The 17,167-nt window shown below is 51.6% G+C and carries 15 protein-coding genes; 8 read left to right on the top strand and 7 right to left on the bottom strand.

Going from position 1 to position 17,167, the window contains the following annotated elements:
• The first annotated feature begins 203 nt into the window (after positions 1–203).
• Positions 204–608, top strand: a complete 405-nt coding sequence (locus DQX05_RS25290) for a GNAT family N-acetyltransferase (RefSeq protein ID WP_119796113.1) — start codon at positions 204–206, stop codon at positions 606–608.
• Between the two features lie 226 nt (positions 609–834).
• Here DQX05_RS25290 and DQX05_RS31120 read toward each other — a convergent pair whose 3' ends face one another.
• Positions 835–1,008 carry a hypothetical protein gene (locus DQX05_RS31120; RefSeq protein ID WP_182914899.1) on the bottom strand — a complete coding sequence of 58 codons (174 nt, stop codon included), beginning with the start codon at positions 1,006–1,008 and terminating at the stop codon, positions 835–837.
• 534 nt (positions 1,009–1,542) lie between these two features.
• Between DQX05_RS31120 and DQX05_RS25300 the strand changes: the two genes are divergently transcribed.
• Both DQX05_RS25300 and DQX05_RS25310 read left to right on the top strand, forming a co-directional pair.
• On the top strand, positions 1,543–2,307 hold the full coding sequence (locus DQX05_RS25300) for a hypothetical protein (protein WP_119796115.1): 765 nt from the start codon (positions 1,543–1,545) through the stop codon (positions 2,305–2,307).
• Positions 2,308–2,746: 439 nt separating this feature from the next.
• A complete protein-coding gene (locus tag DQX05_RS25310) occupies positions 2,747–3,577 on the top strand; it encodes a hypothetical protein (protein ID WP_119796117.1) in 831 nt (276 codons plus the stop codon).
• A 601-nt stretch (positions 3,578–4,178) separates the two neighbouring features.
• Here the strand turns inward: DQX05_RS25310 and DQX05_RS25315 are convergent.
• The gene (locus DQX05_RS25315; protein ID WP_119796118.1) at positions 4,179–5,051 is read right to left on the bottom strand and encodes an AraC family transcriptional regulator; all 873 of its coding nucleotides are present in this window, start codon (positions 5,049–5,051) and stop codon (positions 4,179–4,181) included.
• A 169-nt stretch (positions 5,052–5,220) separates the two neighbouring features.
• Between DQX05_RS25315 and DQX05_RS25320 the strand changes: the two genes are divergently transcribed.
• Together DQX05_RS25320 and DQX05_RS25325 are read left to right on the top strand one after the other, a co-directional pair.
• Positions 5,221–7,434, top strand: a complete 2,214-nt coding sequence (locus tag DQX05_RS25320; RefSeq protein WP_397336033.1) for a GH92 family glycosyl hydrolase — start codon at positions 5,221–5,223, stop codon at positions 7,432–7,434.
• 137 nt (positions 7,435–7,571) lie between these two features.
• Positions 7,572–8,747 carry a GNAT family N-acetyltransferase gene (locus DQX05_RS25325; RefSeq protein ID WP_119796120.1) on the top strand — a complete coding sequence of 392 codons (1,176 nt, stop codon included), beginning with the start codon at positions 7,572–7,574 and terminating at the stop codon, positions 8,745–8,747.
• A gap of 220 nt (positions 8,748–8,967) precedes the next feature.
• Here the strand turns inward: DQX05_RS25325 and DQX05_RS25330 are convergent, their stop codons facing one another.
• Entirely contained in the window at positions 8,968–10,101 is a 1,134-nt protein-coding gene (locus DQX05_RS25330; RefSeq protein WP_119796121.1) for a zinc-dependent alcohol dehydrogenase, read from the bottom strand.
• 174 nt (positions 10,102–10,275) lie between these two features.
• Here DQX05_RS25330 and DQX05_RS25335 point away from each other — a divergent pair, with 174 nt between their 5' ends.
• Positions 10,276–10,920, top strand: a complete 645-nt coding sequence (locus DQX05_RS25335; RefSeq protein WP_119796122.1) for a metal-dependent hydrolase — start codon at positions 10,276–10,278, stop codon at positions 10,918–10,920.
• A 182-nt stretch (positions 10,921–11,102) separates the two neighbouring features.
• Positions 11,103–11,708: a pentapeptide repeat-containing protein gene (locus DQX05_RS25340; protein ID WP_119796123.1), complete on the top strand. Its 606-nt coding sequence runs from the start codon at positions 11,103–11,105 to the stop codon at positions 11,706–11,708.
• A 162-nt stretch (positions 11,709–11,870) separates the two neighbouring features.
• Here DQX05_RS25340 and DQX05_RS25345 read toward each other — a convergent pair whose 3' ends face one another.
• From DQX05_RS25345 to fumC, 4 genes are all read right to left on the bottom strand, one after another.
• Complete coding sequence (locus DQX05_RS25345; protein WP_259392224.1) at positions 11,871–12,197, bottom strand: hypothetical protein; 327 nt, start codon at positions 12,195–12,197, stop codon at positions 11,871–11,873.
• A 100-nt stretch (positions 12,198–12,297) separates the two neighbouring features.
• Complete coding sequence (locus DQX05_RS25350) at positions 12,298–12,690, bottom strand: cupredoxin domain-containing protein (RefSeq protein WP_119796131.1); 393 nt, start codon at positions 12,688–12,690, stop codon at positions 12,298–12,300.
• A gap of 639 nt (positions 12,691–13,329) precedes the next feature.
• On the bottom strand, positions 13,330–14,367 hold the full coding sequence (locus DQX05_RS25355; RefSeq protein WP_119796124.1) for a glycoside hydrolase family 18 protein: 1,038 nt from the start codon (positions 14,365–14,367) through the stop codon (positions 13,330–13,332).
• Positions 14,368–14,513: 146 nt separating this feature from the next.
• Positions 14,514–15,890 carry a class II fumarate hydratase gene (fumC, locus tag DQX05_RS25360; protein ID WP_119796125.1) on the bottom strand — a complete coding sequence of 459 codons (1,377 nt, stop codon included), beginning with the start codon at positions 15,888–15,890 and terminating at the stop codon, positions 14,514–14,516.
• A 162-nt stretch (positions 15,891–16,052) separates the two neighbouring features.
• Here fumC and DQX05_RS25365 point away from each other — a divergent pair, with 162 nt between their 5' ends.
• A complete protein-coding gene (locus tag DQX05_RS25365) occupies positions 16,053–16,970 on the top strand; it encodes a DMT family transporter (RefSeq protein WP_119796126.1) in 918 nt (305 codons plus the stop codon).
• Positions 16,971–17,167 lie beyond the last annotated feature (197 nt).

The raw sequence follows: 17,167 nt of genomic DNA on the forward strand, positions 1-17,167 counted from the left end.
CAGATCCAGGCGCAAATCGATGCAGGGTTCGTGGTGACCGGACTCTATGAAGATCATAAAGCATGAATATGTATTCATCACAAAGAGAAGGAATTTTGAAATGTAAGTAGAATAGTAGCATGCTTGGAGGTCATATTTTGTTACTTTACTTTTGATATACATCATCTATCTAATCAATTCATATGAATTAGGAGATGATATCTATGATATATAAGAATTCACTCGATGGGATTACTTCGGATATGTTACAGGGCTTTTTTGTGGATTGGCCGAATCCGCCGGCTCCAGACACTCACTTAAGACTACTTAAGCAAAGCAGTAAAGTGATTCTTGCGGTTGATGATACTGCGAATCAAGTGGTTGGATTTATTACAGCGATAAGTGACGGAATTCTATCTGCCTACATTCCGTTGTTTGAAGTGTTACCAGCATACAAAAATAAAGGCATAGGCAAGGAATTAGTAACTCGGATGCTAACAGAACTGGATGACATCTATATGATTGATTTATGCTGTGACGATGACTTAGTTCCTTATTATGGCAAGTTCGGAATTATGAATACCAATGGCATGATTTTGCGGAATTATAATAGACAATCTGGAAGTTAAAAATAAAGATATAACTCGAAAACGCTTGGATTGTTGTCCAAGCGTTTTTTGGGTGCTCAAGCAGCAACAATTCAGTTCAAAATGAACCGTCCCCTTCATAACGATTCAAGGAACCAGTCAACCATCCTGCGTGTCAGTTCATTGGCCACGTCGCGATTGCGTCTGCTCACCCAATGATACAAATCCATGCACAAAATCGCTCAAATCCTGCTTCGTCTGTTCCAGATTACAGCAATTCTTCGTACTTGTAATCGATAATAAACGCACCTTGCTCCGTTCCTTCCGGCATCGGTGCGGGAGCATCGGCCCAGACCCTGGCAGTCTGGTCATGATACGTGCTTCTCGGACTCGGATCATGTCCAAGCCAAGGGCTGGTTCGACTTCTTACCGATTCGTACACTTCACCCCAATCCTCTAGTCCGCAGCAACAGCTGGGCAATATTTTGATGTCACAGTCGAGAAAAAAGCCAATCCCGCCTGAAATTACGACATACTCTTCCTTCAATAACTCGTTTCCATTCTCACTGGACTTACGTCCAGAAGCAGACAAGTCATTAGCCCATTGGTTAATATTGGAACAACGGATACAATAAATACTTACCCAAACTATACGATTCGTTGTTAGCCCAAATGCCGGAAAAAGAAAGAACCTTATTCGTTAATGTGGAAGCTTCATCCAGCTTCCTGGATACGGCTGAAGAGGAAGATCGGTGTGATTAAAAGTGTTATCCACAACTGCACACGGCAAGGCTATGTTTCACTACACTGATGATATTTGATTTTTGCGATTATCAATGAAATGAAAAGTTGAATCGATTTGAGAAAAATGACAGCTTGAAAAGTCCTTTGGGAATATTTGCAGAATAATCTATAATGAAAAAATTTCTTTAGTTAAGAAAAGGACAGGAACTGTACTAAAGGGAGAAAAATAATATTGAAAATAATCGATTTGGTAGAGCCATTTGTAAAAAACTATGAAGCATCTGTAGAGTACTTAAATGATTACTACAGCAAATATGAAAACGATTATGAGGAATATTTTAAATATCACTGTTTACATGTTGAAGAAAAGAAGCAAAAGGCAATCGATTTACATCCTGCAAAATTACAAGATCTTTTACCGATGCGAGATTTATTCATCATCCCCAAAATAACAAATGCTTACGAATCTATGTTTCCTATTACATTCACAAAAGATGTGCATTTACTTGTAGGGTTATATGGCAGTAATGCGTACACATATCGCCAGTATAATCCCGAAGTTGCGTTCTGTTTGGAAAAGTTACCTTATAACGAAAAATACATCCAGATTATCATTGCTCATGAATTCGGTCATGCCGCACATCATTTATATAACGATATAAATCAAATTTCATGGGATAAAGTCGATTGGATCAATCCACATACTTGGCTTTTGCAAGAAGGAATTGCAACTTATTTATCTACAAAAATCATTCAAGCGGATTTAGATGAATATTTTGCATTTGAAGAAGGTAAAAAATGGATACGGTACGGCGGCAATCACTTTATATATATGCGATTAGGATATTATCTTGGTTACAGGGTTGTCGTTAATTTAGCAGAACGATTGGGTATAGAAGAAGTGTTAACGCTTTGGGAGAATCACGATTTTAATGAAATGATGAAGAAGCAACTTCAAAAGTTATATAGACAAAATTCAGACGCAGAAACCGGTTAAAAGTGGCTTGAATAGCTGTTCAACGCAAGTTAACATTACAGCAATAAATTAAGGGTATGGTTGTGGTGAATAAGGTAATGAATGTAATGTTACGAATGGTTCGTAAGCGTTAACCACTTACGCAAAGGAACGTTACGGTACGCATTTTAAAGCAAGAATTCAAGGCTGGAGCAATACCGGAAGATCGTAAAAGCCGGAATCGCTCGCTGGGTCAAGGACTTTCAAGACGGCCGGATCGAAATCAAGACCGTGGATGAATTGAAAAAGCTCATCGAAATAGATATTGAGTTGCTGAAGGATGAGTTTTAAAAATTTATCTTTCTTTGCAACAATAAAACCCAGGTGTTTACAAAGAATCATTTTAATGTTAAAATTATTCCCAAGTTAAGGAAAGGGGGGGCAGGTGTAAACTATAAAATTATATTTTCTGAGGTCTTACATGAAAAGAATTTCTATGTTATTAACTTTAGTTGTATTTGTGACATTTGTGTTTTCTGGATTTTCAGGTAGATCTTATGCCTCTTCTCAAGATGTCGAGTCATTAGAAGAACTCTCTTATTCTTATACAGAGAACCGTGGTGAAAAGAATATTCAGGGAGTCTATAAGGATGAATCAACAAATGAGACTGCTCATCTTGCTCTCAACGAGTCGGACGGTGTAAGAAATGTGAAGCATTACATTGACGGTAAGTTGGTAGCGGAGGCTAGATATACTACAAAAACTGGCGTGATTGTAACTAAAAATATCGAAACTGGAGAAGAAATTATACAGAATATCGATGAATTAGTTACAGAGTTAAAACGTCCAGTAGAGATGACTGCTACGGATTCACCTTCACCAGGTTATAATTTTGTGAAAAAAAAGTATAACTCTACTTGGAAACAGTATGGTTCATTATATAAAAAGACTACCGTATCCGATACGACGCACATTGATGTACAATTCTCTGCCGGAACTGCCGTAGCCACAATTTTGTCGGCCATCGATATTATTTGGACAAAGGGTGGACTAACCGCTATATTAAAAGCGTTTGCTATTACAATTACTGGAGCAGCAATTGATACGGCCTGGTATGGAGTCCTTGATGCTACTAAATACTTCACAGAGATTGAAGTTTTTTCGCAAGACAAACTTGGATTAAGAAGTGAACAATATATTTTAGAAGCGAAAGTAAACGGGGTGCTTAAACAAGTGCATAATGGTGGAGATGGTCGTACCTACGATCAAATGATAGATGATGCCATTTACAATGTAATTATCCTTGGTTAAAAGAGAGGGTCTTCGATATGAAAAACACATCAGGAATTACATATATAAGAAGACGACTTATATCTGACGTTATTTACTTGTTGCTTTGTGTAGTAGGAATTATCCTAATTTTAAATACTGGACGTTATTGGTTAGTGACAATTCCTATATTGGCTTTGATAGTTGGGATATTTATTATCAGATATCATCTTAAAGAATACAAAAAACCATTCTGATGACGGATGATCAGTTGAACGAGCCTTTAAAATGGCTCGTTCTTTTCTTGTTGGAGGTGATGATATGCAGGGCTTGCTGAACGATCCGAAAATCCAGTAACCACAAAGGCTTAAGATTGGTTTTATCGTCGTTCAAGAAATCGTATCAGGCCAGCGGGCGGTGTCTATACGGGTGGCGCTTGGTACCAGAGAGACTGCAACAATCCGACCGCGTAACGGTGGAAACGATCGTTGAAAATCCGTATCTCCAAACTTCCTCGGGTTGTCAGGCTATCCGGATCAGTCGCCGGACGAATTCAGAAACGGAAAGCGGAACGGGATTCCAATCAGGGAGCACTGCTGCTGGACGCCACTTCGCACCGGCCGACATTGCATACCCTCCGCCGTCATGTCAGCGCGATATATTCTCGCTTGCGGTAGGCGGTCGGAGACATGCCCATCCGGGCCTGGAAGACGCGCACGAAGGTCGGATACGATTTGAAGCCGGCCTCATAGGCGACATCGGTAATCTTCATATCGGTGCCGATCAGCAGATTGCACGCATGGGCAGTCCGGTTCCGCTCCAGGAAGGAATAATAATTTTCGCCCACAGCCTGCTTGAAGGCGGCGCTAATATACGGCACGCTGTAACTGAAGCGCTCGGCCAGCATTTCCAAGGTGATGTCTTCTTTGAAATTTTGATATACATAGTGGATCACTTCCCACATCCCCCGGCGCTGCATGCCCGAGTAGCCCTCCTGGCAGCGCTCCAACCGCTCCAGACGGTAGCGCTCGAACAGGACGAACAACTGGGTCAGCTTCGCCAGGAACATGGTGCGGCTCCACGGCTTCTCCTCCCGGATCTCGTCATACATCTGATGCAACAGCGGGAGCATCTCAACCGCGGTGGCGTCGTCCAGCTTGTAGGTCGAGTTCTCGTCATTCTCCGCATCCTTCAACAGACGGTGCAAGGTCAGGAACGAATCCCCCGCGCCAAAAAACGCCTTCAGCCCGATCGCCCCGACATAGAGAACGAGCTCCTCCTCGGGTGGAATGTCTATTTCGTGCACCTGATGGGGAAACAGTAAAGTGAAGGTGCCGGGAGCCAGCTCCTTCTCGACGCCGTTGATCCGCTCCGTCCCTCTCCCCTGGATCGCATACGTATACTCAATAAAATGATGGACATGGGCCGGCACGGTGCCTTTCAGCCGATGTATCTTCAACGTGAACGGAAATTCGCCATGAATTTCCTCGTCGCCATGCAGATTATCCGGGAACATCCCGATCCCTCTTTTCACCCGAATGTTTGCGAAGATCGCATTAAGCCCATTTTATCATTAAAAATGAGAGATGTTATAAAATAATGATAGGTGATTTATAACATTTCGCTCTAAAATAATTATGATAGCCATATTTAATATAACATTCATTCCGAAGGAGCGAATATACATGAGCTTACTCAAGCATGTCCATCCGCTGCAAGGCACGGATTCGGTCTACCCGTATTCGAATGGGAATACACTGCCCCTCATCTCCATGCCTTGGGGCATGAACGCCTGGAGCCCGCAAACGAATGAAGCCGCAGGCGGCTGGTACTTCAGCCCGAATCATAACCGGCTGGAAGGGATCCGGCTCACTCACCAGCCAAGCCCTTGGATCGGCGACTACGGTCATATGACAATGATGCCGCAGACCGGTCCGCTCAAAGTATGGGCGCCGGAGCGCTCTTCCTCGTTCCGCCGTCAGGACATGGTCGTGAAGCCGGACTACTTCAAGGTTCGCCTGCTCCGCTACGAGACGACAATGGAGCTGACTCCGACCGCACGCTGCGCTAGCATCCGCCTGACGTTCGACCGCCGCGACGACGCGCGCTTCATCCTGTCGACGTTCACTGGCGAAGCGTCGATGACGATCGATCCGGACAAGCGAACGCTGAGCGGCTATACGACGGCCAAGGCCGGAGGCACGCCGGACAACTACCGCATGTACTTCGTCATGACATTCGATTGTCCGGTCCTGGCCAATGCCAGCGGCTTGTCGGATCAGGAATACAAGGCGGTCGGCAGCCTGTCTGCGACGGGCGAGCGTATCGGCGCGTATGTCGGGCTCGACGTTCCCGAACACGGAACCGTTCAAGTCCGCGTCAGCACCTCGTTCATCAGCGAGGAGCAAGCGCGCATCACCCTGGAGCGCGAGATCGGCGTCCGCTCCTTCGACGAAGTCAGAAGCCTGGCGACCGAGGCATGGGAGAAGCAGCTTCGCGTCATTGAAGCCGAGAGTGAAGACACGGAACGTCTCGACACGTTCTACACCTGCTTGTACCGGACCAGCCTGTATCCGCATGCGATCCATGAATATGATGCGAACGGGAAGCAGATTCATTACAGCCCGTACAACGGCAAGATCGAAGAAGGGCCGCTCTTCGCGGACATCGGGTTCTGGGATACGTACCGCACCTCGTTCCCGCTCTATAACCTGCTCTATCCTTCGTTCGTGAACGAGATGATGCAGGGCTGGGTCAATGCCTACAAGGAAGCTGGCTGGATGCCGAAGTGGGCATCTCCCGGCGAGCGGAGCATGATGCCGGGGACGCTCATCGACGTGTCCTTCGCCGATGCCGTCGTCAAGGGCAATACCGGCTTCGACGTCGAGACGGCATTCGAAGGCTTGCTCAAGCATGCGATGACTGTATCCAGCGACAACCGCTACGGGCGCAAAGGCATGGGCGAATATTTGAAATACAACTATATGCCTGCCGATATCCATACGCATGAGAGCGTGTGCAATACGCTCGATTACGTCTACGGCGACTTCTGCATCGCCCAGATCGCGAAGCATCTTGGCCGCGAGGAGGAATACGCACAGCTCATGGAGCGCGCGAAGAACTATGCGCACCTGTTCGATCCGTCCGTCGGCTTCATGCGCGGCAAGCTTCAGGACGGCAGCTGGCTGGAGCCGTTCGATCCGACGATGTGGGGCGGACCGTATACCGAGGGCGGCGCTTACCAGAGCAGCTGGGCGGTCCAGCACGATCTGCGCGGTCTTGCCGATCTAATGGGCGGACGCGAAGCGTGCAAGCGCCAGCTCGATGCGCTGTTCGCGGCGAAGCCGGAGTTCAAGGTCGGCTCGTACGGCTTCGAGATTCACGAGATGTCAGAGATGGCGGCGATCGATTTCGGCCAGTTCGCCATCAGCAATCAGCCTAGCTTCCACTTCCCGTACATCTATGCGGCGCTCGGCTATCCGTCCTTGACGCAGCATTGGGTGCGCAAGACGATGGATGAGCTGTTCAGCGCCCGCCCGGACGGACTTCCCGGCGACGAGGACAACGGCAGCTTGTCCGGCTGGTACGTCTTCGGCGCGATGGGCTTCTATCCGCTCAGCCCGGGGGTGCCGGAATATGTGCTCGGCACGCCGCTGTTCCAGCGGATGACCGTTCATCTCGAAGACGGCAATCAGCTCGTCATCGAGGCCGGGAACAACTCGGCTGTCAACAAATACGTGGCCGGCGTCCAGTGGAACGGAGCTCCGGTCGATCAGCTGTATGTAACGCACGACCAGGTCAAAGCCGGCGGCACGCTCTCCTTCGAGATGACCGATGCGCCTGGCGCTGACAACTACGATGAGGCGGCGCTTCCTTATTCGATGTCGAAGCAAGCCTGATCCCGGCACATAGAAGAGTAACAGAGGAGCCTGTCCGAACCGATTCGGGAGGCTCCTTTTTTGCGATGCCGGAATGCCGGAACCGCTTGCTTCCTTCCACGCCCTGGATCATAATGGAATGATAAGGAGGAGATTCGATGAACATCATTCAATTGACCGAAGCCCATTTCCCGGAAGCGCTCCGTCTGTCGGAATACGCATTTCAATATCAGGTACCGGAGCAGGAACGGGAATCGAGATTCGAGCGGCTTAATCATCTTCGCATCTTCGGCGTTGTGGAGGACGGCGAGGTGGCCGCCAAGGCGCATCTCATCCCCTTCGAGATCTATCTGGAAGGCGAGCGGCTCCGCATGGGCGGCATCGGCAGCGTTGCCACCTATCCCGAATACCGCCGTCAAGGTTATGTCAAAGGGCTGCTGACTCATCTGCTTGCCGTTATGAAGGAGGATGGGCAGACCGTATCCATGCTGCATCCGTTCTCCGTGTCCTTTTACCGCAAATATGGCTGGGAACTGATCACTGATTACTGCCGCAGCGTCTATGCCAAATCGGATCTCGTCCCGCTGCAGCCTGCACCCAACGGCATCATACGCCGCTACTCGAAAGCGAACCATTCCGCCGATCTGGAGCAGGTGTACGATCAATTTGCCCGGCGGCATGCAGGCATGCTGAAGCGCACCACCGACCGATGGCTGCATGCGGTCTATGGGAATATGTTCGCCGCCGTCTACTATGATGAAGGCCAGAAGCCGCAAGGCTATATACTGTATGAAGTGAAGGAGTCGCGGATGAAGGTGAAGGAATTCGTTCCGCTGAACGGAGAAGCCCGCATCGGGCTGTGGAACTTCATCTGCCAGCATGATTCGATGGTCGAGCAGGTGGAACTGTGGGCCGCTCCGGACGAGCCGTTGAACTTCGCCCTGCGCAACCCGCGCATTACGAGAGATGCGACGCCGCTTGTGATGGGACGCATCGTCGACGCCGAGACGTTCCTTGCCCGCTATCCGTTCCAGTGGCAGGGCATGGACGAGGCACTTATCCTCCATATCGATGATCCGCACGCGGAATGGAACAATATCAGCGTCTCCCTGCAGGACGGCGACATGAAAGTCATCGCCCGCAATGCAAGGCCCGATACCATCGCAGATCATGAACTACGGTTGTCTATCCTTGCGCTGACTACGCTTCTTTTTGGTTACCGGAGGCCAGGCGAGCTCCATCAGCTCGGCATGCTTCACGGTTCCGAAGCCGCGGTCGCGAAGCTGGAGCGGCTCCTTCCCCGTCTTCAGCCGTTCTTTTACGATATGTTCTAAATCTGAATTGTTGGCGGCTTGCCGAGAACCTTCTCGGCCTCCCCCAACTAAAACGTTGCGCAACGGTAATCTCTTTAGTTTAATTGGGTGAGGCTTCCTTTTCAACTGGAGAGGGGTGGAGGAGACGTTACTGCTACGCCGACTAGGCTTGGCCGAAGCAACACTGCTTCCGTTCATGGCTTGCCCGGCAAGAAGCACTGCGATTCCGATACGTTCTCGGCTATGGTTTCAAGACGACCTTGATGCAATTGTCTTCGTGATCATTGAATAGCTGATACCCGCGCCCGGCTTCCGCCAGCGGGAGCTTATGGGTAATGATCTCGCGCGGATCGAACTCCCGCTTCACAATTTTGCGGTACAGCTCCGGCATGAAATGCACGACCGGCGCCTGCCCCATCTTCAACGTTATATTGCGCGCGAAGAATGCGCCTAGCGGGAACATGTTGAACGTGCTGCCGTATACGCCGGTAATCTGGACCGTGCCGCATTTACGCACCGCTTTGGTCGCGATCTGAATCGGACCGAGCGTGCCGCCCTGCAGCTTGAGCTTCTGCTCAATGAACTCCAGCGCCGACTTTTTGCCGTCCATGCCGACGCAATCGATGACGACATCAGCCCCGCCGGAGGTGATGTCCTTCAGATGCTCGCCCATATCGTCATGAGCGGTGAAGTCGAATATCTCCACCTTGTTAATGCGTTCCGCGTGCTGCATCCGGTAAGGAAGGTGATCAACTGCAATAACCCGCTTCGCCCCTTTCATCCAGGCGAAGCGCTGCGCCATCAGGCCGACCGGCCCGCATCCGAGCACGATGACCGTATCACCCGCCTTGACGCCGGCATTCTCCACGCTCCAATACGCCGTAGGCAGCACATCCGAGAGGAAGAGAAGCGATTCATCCTCCAGCTCACATGACTCCGGGATGACGAGAGGCATGAAGTTGCCGAACGGCACCCGCAGCAGCTCTGCTTGTCCCCCCGGATAGTTGCCGAACTTCTCGCTATAGCCGAAATAGCCTCCTGAATCATAGTGAGGATTGGACTGATCGCACTGGCTCTCTAATCCGTCCTGACAATATACGCATTGGCCGCATGCGACGGTGAACGGAATGACCACGCGATCACCTTTTTTCACCTTCGTTACCTCCGGGCCCACCTCTTCCACGATGCCCATCGGCTCATGGCCGATAATATATCCGTCAGGCAGCGGAATATTGCCTTGATACAAATGCAGATCGGATCCGCAAATCGCTGTCGACGTAATGCGAATCACGATATCGTCCGGCTTCTCGATGCGCGGGTCTTCCACCTGCTTCACTTCGACCTTTTTCGGACCCTGATACGTAACCGCTCTCATGTTGACCCTCCATTCCAAGTTTCCAGCCTTTTCATAATGTGCAAACCCTCCCTGCTTTTTATACCTTGTCCTGAAGCGACAATTGGGTCCGCTGCTGGTTGCCCCAAGGAACGAAAGCAAGTATAATCAGGGATACGCAAACATATGTTTGCAAGGGAACCAGAGGAGGTTATCATGAAAGGCTCAACACATCTTGCAATCGGAACCGCAATCGGCACGGCTGCTGCAATCTATTATCCGTTCAGCTGGAAGCATGCCGCCCTGTATGTCGCGGTCTCGGCCTTCTCCGCTCTAAGCGCGGATCTGGACGGCCCCTCACTGCTTAGCAGCAAGCTGGGCAAGCTGTCGAAGCTGCTTCATGAGCTGCTGATATGGACCGGAGGGCTGCTTGTCTCGGCCGTCCTGGTTCTGTATGCCGTGTATGGAATCGAGTACCGGGAATGGACCGTCATCTCCGTCGTTCTTCTGCTTACCGGCTTTATCGCCAAGGAAGGAGCCATTCGCAATGGCCTGGTCAGCTTGGTAGGCTGCGCACTTATTTATTCCGGCTGGACATCGGACCGGTATTGGCTCATCGGACTCGGCCTGTTCATCGCGATCGCTCCCTGGCTCCGGCATCGGGGGCTGACGCATACGGTATGGGCTGCCTGTGCTTGGGGTTACATAGGATTGGGACTGGAGCATGATCTGCAGCTGGACGGGATCGCCGTTGTCGCCACGGCCGGGTATATGTCCCATCTCATCGCGGATACGCTCACGCCGCGCGGCGTCAAATGGCTGTACCCGCTCTGGGGCAAGTCGTTCAAGCTTCGGTTGTAAGCACGCCGAGTATGATGCGGGCAGCCGACGAGCTAGCCCGAATTTGTAACGGTAACACCGGAACGATATCGCATTGCCCGCTGGCGGCAATCTTGGTACGATGAAGAATAATCAGGCTAGCAACGAACTTGTCCGTTGAAAAATTTCGCTTCAGGCAAACAGTTATTGGAGGCTTCATTGCGATGTATCAATATGTTGACCAGCACTATGAAGGCGTTGATTTCAGCCATGCTGATCTGCGGGACGGCGAGCTGCGGAACTGCGTCTTCACCAAATGCCGCTTCCGCAGCACCGGTATGGAGGAAGCATGGACTTCGGGTTGCCAGTTCATCGATTGCGATTTTACAGGCGCCCTTCTGAACGGCTCCATTCATACGCGCAGCGCATTCACCAACTGCCGCTTCACCGGCGTCAACCTGTTCGCCTCCAAGTTCGAGGAATGCAAAATGGTCGGCACCGATTTCGCCAATGCGAACTGGGACGGAATTACGATAGTTGGGGGCGATTGGTCGTACACCCATATGAGGCATGCGAATCTCACCAAGCAGAAGCTGCGAGGCGTGAGGCTGATCGAGGCCGACTTGTCGGAATGCCGGCTCGATAAGGCGGATTTGCGGGACGCCGATCTGACGCATGCGATATTGACAAAGGTATCCTGGAAAGGCGCCGATCTGCGCGGAGCCAATCTAGAGGGGATTAATTGGAAAGGGCTCGATATTCAGGGCGTGCGTCTTGATAGCGGGCAAGCCGTCGCCTTCGCCCGCTCCCATGGCGCCAAGATCGACTAGCTTCCAGCTTCCACGCGTCTCGCGGAGAACGGCCAAGGGTGGAGCCGGCGGAATACTCCCGCCCAATCCGCTTCATACCGGCAGAAGCCGATGATCGGACAAAGCAGCTCACAGGAGCTGCTTTGTTCTCTACCGGAAGCTTCGCTTCAATATGAAGGCTTACTAATCCCATGGCCCCTTGCCGATGCCCATCATTTGGCCTAGCCAGACGATGGCCGTAACCTTCTGCGGCACCAGCGAATCTCGGGTGCATGCTGATTCAGGCGAGTAGGACGGGTAATCCTTCAAGTGCTTGAGAGCGCCCTCCGCCACATTGTTGGTGACCTCCGCCCGATCGTAGCACGGAGGCGTAATATACGTCTGATAGGTATGTTCCAAGACAATCCGGGTTGAATCTGGAGGATGAAGCGTTACCGGAACGACGAAGAGCGTCCCGATAACGATAGCGGCCGCAATGACGGCAACCCAGCCTTTTTTCCGAGACAACATATTCACTCCTTAGGCGATGACTGCGGCATCCAACAAAGAAACGCACAGCCTCTGCGCAGACAGGCCATGCGTTGTGTTGAAACATTCATCCTGATTCCGATTACTCGACGATAATTTTGCCGACCATATCGTTATGGCCGGAGCCGCACATAATCGAGCATTTGAACTCGTAGGTTCCTTCCTTGTCAGCCACGAATTCGGTTGTGCCCGGCTGATCGAGCTTCACGTTCAAATCCGGGATCTCCACGCCATGAATGCCTTGCTCGTTCTCGAAGGTAAGCTTGACGGTCTGACCCTTCTTGACCCGAATCTCGGTCTGATCGAACGCGAAGTTTTTGGCCTTCAGCGTTACCGCCTGCACATCGCCGGAAGATGCTGCCGGAGCCGCTCCTTCATTGCCGGATGCACCCGTATCCTTGTTCCCTCCGCCGCAGGCAGCCAACGAGACAGCCATCAGCATTGTTATTGCCGCGAGAGCAAATTTCTTGTTCACCACAAAGACCTCCTTATCCAATTGACTCGTTCCTACCGCCCAAGAGCGTGAACTCTTGGCGAACAGCCGCTTGTCGAACAGGACAATGGCAAGAAAGAGAAAAATAGCGACCAGCAAAATGAAAACGGAAACAATAAACATCAGCAACGCAGCGTCCGTCATTTGTCATGTTGATGCGATCTGAAAATGTGTAGTAGAAAAGGCCTTAAGCGAATCACGTCAGTCACCCGACGCCTTCGAAAATCGCATGAGCCGGGACCATCGTAGAAGCTGTGCTCCTGCGAGGCTAGAGCCGGGCAAGGAACCTATAAGCGAGCGATGGCTGCGATGCGGATGAACCATTTGCTGTCATGCTTCATCATTTTCTCTCCCTCATCAACCAGTATAGCTATAATTTAGATCACGAATATGGACGTATTATGAACGAGAGGTGAACGATATTTGAACTTATGGTGACAAAATGTTCCTTTTCCTCTTTCACTGCCGCCTCGCGTGCTCCTCGCTTCGCGGTGCATTCCCTTACCCATGGATCCAAAACAGCAGCGAACCAATCGATTCGCCGCTGTCTCTCTGCCTTTTTACCTGTCCTCGATATACACCGGACTGGAATATGTCGATCCGGAGCTCCAATTGTCCTGCTTAGCCCCTGAACCCGTTGTACATCGCGCTCAGCAGCGTGCCCGTCTTGTCGCAGCTGTACTCCCAGAACATGATTCCTCTCAGATTCTGCTCTTGTATATAGCTGCACTTGCACGCCAGCGACTCTTCGTCATCATACGTAATGAAGGTGCTGCCGTCGAACAGATACGGCGCCTTCGCTTCGTCATCCCAGTAGCGGGTGAAGCCGTTGCGGTTGATATATTCTTCCGCGAGACGGGAGTAATCCGGCCCATAGCCGCCGGATCCCGGGGTCATTTGCAGATAGCCGTTATTGACGGCAGGAACATCCTTCCACATTCTCGAATAGAAGGCGGCGCCGATGACGATTTTCTCGCGTGGCACACCCGCGTTCGTGAACAGACGAACCGATGCGTCCACGCTGATGCGGAATAGGTCTCCCGTCGATGCATACAGATTGGTGTGATGCCCGGTCAGGGTCTGGAATCCGCCGCGCATATCATAGGTCATCAATTGAATGAAATCGAGGTACGATTGCACCTTATCCATCTCGGTACCATCGATGTAATACTGGTCGGCTCCGGCGGCAATCGTCAGCAAATAGTGACGGCCATCGGCTTGCCCTTGTCTATCGATGGCTTCTCTCGTCTCCTGCAGCAGCAGCGTGAAATTCTGCTTGTCCGCCGGACTGGATTGAATTCCCGCCTCCGAATAGCATGGATACTCCCAGTCAAGATCGATCCCGTCGAAGGGATGGTTCCGCAAAATCTCAACCGCAGACTCTGCGAACTTGCGGCGGCCTTCCGCAGTAGACGCTGCCTCGGAGAATCCGCCGGCGCTCCAGCCGCCGACCGACAGAATCACTTGGAGCCCCTGGTTATATTCCTTCAATTGAACAATCGAGCCAAGATTTTTCAAATGCGCAACCGTAATGCGGTCTTCCTTCACGTAGCCGAACGCCACATTCAAATGCGTCAATCTCGCCGCATCCACCGGGGTAATCTCCGGCAGGACACCATCCACCGCATAACCGGCCAATATGTATTTATGAGCTGTCATTTCTCTCATTCCTTCCAGGTGCGTTTATCGATATCATCATACCACAGGCGATGCCGATTGAACGTCCAAAATGTTATGAAAAGAACTGCCTGAATGTTCTTTTGCCCACTGGCCGGAACGATCAGGCAGCTCCCTCCCTGACATCATCAGACCATCGATTGCGGCTTCACGATATCATCGAACTGCGCCTCCGTAAGCAGGCCGGTGCGAAGGGCCGCTTCCTTCAGCGTAAGCCCTTCCTGATGCGCAAGCTTCGCGATCGCCGCCGCCTTCTCGTAGCCGATATGCGGGTTAAGCGCAGTCACAAGCATTAACGACTGCTCCAGATTGCGTTCGATCACCTTATGGTTCGGTTCAATGCCGACGACGCAATGGTCATGGAATGATTGCATCGCATCCCCCAGCAGCTTCGCTGACTGCAGGAAGTTGTATATAATCACCGGTTTGTATACATTCAGCTCAAAATTGCCCTGGCTGGCCGCCATCCCGATCGTGACATCGTTGCCCATCACCTGACAGACGACCATCGTAAGCGCCTCGGCTTGCGTCGGATTCACCTTGCCGGGCATAATCGAGCTCCCCGGTTCATTCGCCGGAATGAGAATCTCTCCAATTCCGCATCGCGGACCGCTTGCCAGCCAGCGCACATCGTTGGCAATCTTCATCAGATCGGCTGCTAACGCCTTCAACGCGCCATGAAGATGCACGATCTCGTTATGGCTGGTCAGCGACTGGAACTTGTTCCGGGCCGTGATGAACTCGCGCGCGGTCGCCTTGCTCAACTCCCTGGCCATCAATGGTCCGAACTTCGGATGCGCGTTCAGCCCGGTGCCGACCGCCGTTCCGCCAATCGCCAGCTCCAACAGGGCGCCCGAGCTCTCAATAATGTACTCCTCGCACTTCTCCAGCATCCGGTGCCATCCGCTGATCTCCTGCCCCAGCGTAAGGGGCGTCGCGTCCTGCAAATGCGTCCGTCCAAGCTTGATCACATCGCGGAACTGCTTCGATTGGTTAAGCAGCGTGCTCTTCAGCTGATGCAGTATCGGCAGCACTTGATCCTCGACAGCGATGAAGGCGGCGATATGCATCGCCGTCGGGAACGTATCATTCGAGCTCTGCGAACGGTTGACATCATCATTCGGATGCACCCGAATGCCACTCCCCTGTTCGGCCAGCAGCTCATTTGCCCGGTGGGCAATCACCTCATTAACGTTCATATTCGTCTGAGTTCCGCTTCCCGTCTGCCATACCACCAGCGGAAAATGATCATCATACCGGCCGTCCAGCAGTTCCTGTGCCGCCGCAACAATCGCCTCGCCCTTCTCCTTCTCCAGCTGTCCGAGCTCGCCATTCACGCGAGCGGCACATTGTTTAATCAAGGCCAGCGCGTAAATAACTTCGCGCGGCATCTTCTCCGCGCCGATTTTGAAGTTCTCCAGGCTGCGTTGAGTCTGGGCCCCCCACCGCTTATCCGCAGGAACCTGCAATTCGCCGAATGTGTCCCGTTCCAGCCGAACATCCATCGGACTCACCTCCATTTTGATTACACTCCCGCTTCTCATTTCTTACAGCCAAACGCCCTGCTCGAAACTCTTTCCGCCCCCCTCTTTATTGTTCCTTCCAAATGCGCTATACTAGCTGATCGTGACGCTACAAGATAAATAACCTACGAGGTGCATAAACTGATGTCTGTCCGAAAATCATCCCATCTCCATCTGCTTCTCATTGTCGGAATTATCGCAATCTCCTTTTCCGCCATTTTCGTCAAATGGTCGGAAGCGCCCGCTTCTATTATTGCCATGTATCGTCTGTTGCTCACGAATCTCGTGCTGCTGCCCTTGGCGTTCGCTTATCGTACGGAATGGCGCGCCGTTCGCGGCAAGGACTGGCTGCGCATGGGGATGTCCGGCCTGTTCCTGGCGATTCATTTCCTGCTCTGGATGGAATCGCTTCGGCATACGACCGTGGCGAGTTCGACAATGATCCTGTCCTTAGAGCCTATTCTTGTCATGCTCGGTTCATTCTGGCTGTTCAAGCAGCGGACGACGCCGGCGGCTTTGGCCGGGATTGTCATCGCCATCTTCGGCGTCTTACTGATCGGCTGGGGCGATCTCCGCTTATCGGGCCAAGCGCTGTACGGCGATCTGCTGTCCGTGCTCGGAACCGTTGCTGTCGTCGTACATATGCTGCTCGGCCAAGATTTACGTCAACGCATCTCATCCTACGTATATAATTTTACCGTCTTTTTTGTTGCTGGAGCCGTTCTTGCCCTCTATAACATTGGGGCCGACAATCCGATGACCGGCTATCCTTCACGCGAGTGGCTCTTATTCCTGCTGATGGCGCTCATTCCGACAGTGCTCGGTCATATGCTCTTCAACTGGCTGCTGAAATATGTCAGCGCCACCTCCATCTCCATGAGCGTACTGGGCGAACCGGTCGGAGCCAGCCTGCTGGCCTGGATTCTGCTCGGCGAGATGATGACGGCGCTCCAGGCATCCGCCTGCGTCCTGCTCATTGCCGGCGTATGGATATTCCTTCAATATGACAAGCCCGGAGAGGCGAACGCGCCGGCTGCGGAGGCGAGCCTGTCTCCGAAATAGTCAAGGCTCGGGGCCGGAACATAGCGTTTCCGCCCCGACCTGCGGCTTTGTTCCGCTGAAAGACGGTTTCCCTTACTGCTTGTCGTTATTCAATCCTTATGTTCAGTATCCCATCGCTTCAGCCGCAGATGAGCCCCGACTTCCCTTTTGCTCGCTATCCCATTGCTTCAGCAACAGATGTACTCCGATGCCCCTTT

The sequence above is a fragment of the Paenibacillus thiaminolyticus genome (assembly GCF_003591545.1).
Lineage (GTDB): Bacteria > Bacillota > Bacilli > Paenibacillales > Paenibacillaceae > Paenibacillus_B > Paenibacillus_B thiaminolyticus_A.

Bases quoted from the DNA above. Each gene is read 5' to 3' on its own strand.
- DQX05_RS25290 (WP_119796113.1), top strand. From the start codon at position 204: ATGATATATAAGAATTCACTCGATGGGATTACTTCGGATATGTTACAG.
- DQX05_RS25310 (WP_119796117.1), top strand. From the start codon at position 2,747: ATGAAAAGAATTTCTATGTTATTAACTTTAGTTGTATTTGTGACATTT.
- DQX05_RS25315 (WP_119796118.1), bottom strand. From the start codon at position 5,051: ATGTTCCCGGATAATCTGCATGGCGACGAGGAAATTCATGGCGAATTT.
- DQX05_RS25320 (WP_397336033.1), top strand. From the start codon at position 5,221: ATGAGCTTACTCAAGCATGTCCATCCGCTGCAAGGCACGGATTCGGTC.
- DQX05_RS25325 (WP_119796120.1), top strand. From the start codon at position 7,572: ATGAACATCATTCAATTGACCGAAGCCCATTTCCCGGAAGCGCTCCGT.
- DQX05_RS25330 (WP_119796121.1), bottom strand. From the start codon at position 10,101: ATGAGAGCGGTTACGTATCAGGGTCCGAAAAAGGTCGAAGTGAAGCAG.
- DQX05_RS25335 (WP_119796122.1), top strand. From the start codon at position 10,276: ATGAAAGGCTCAACACATCTTGCAATCGGAACCGCAATCGGCACGGCT.
- DQX05_RS25340 (WP_119796123.1), top strand. From the start codon at position 11,103: ATGTATCAATATGTTGACCAGCACTATGAAGGCGTTGATTTCAGCCAT.
- DQX05_RS25345 (WP_259392224.1), bottom strand. From the start codon at position 12,197: ATGTTGTCTCGGAAAAAAGGCTGGGTTGCCGTCATTGCGGCCGCTATC.
- DQX05_RS25355 (WP_119796124.1), bottom strand. From the start codon at position 14,367: ATGACAGCTCATAAATACATATTGGCCGGTTATGCGGTGGATGGTGTC.
- fumC (WP_119796125.1), bottom strand. From the start codon at position 15,890: ATGGATGTTCGGCTGGAACGGGACACATTCGGCGAATTGCAGGTTCCT.
- DQX05_RS25365 (WP_119796126.1), top strand. From the start codon at position 16,053: ATGTCTGTCCGAAAATCATCCCATCTCCATCTGCTTCTCATTGTCGGA.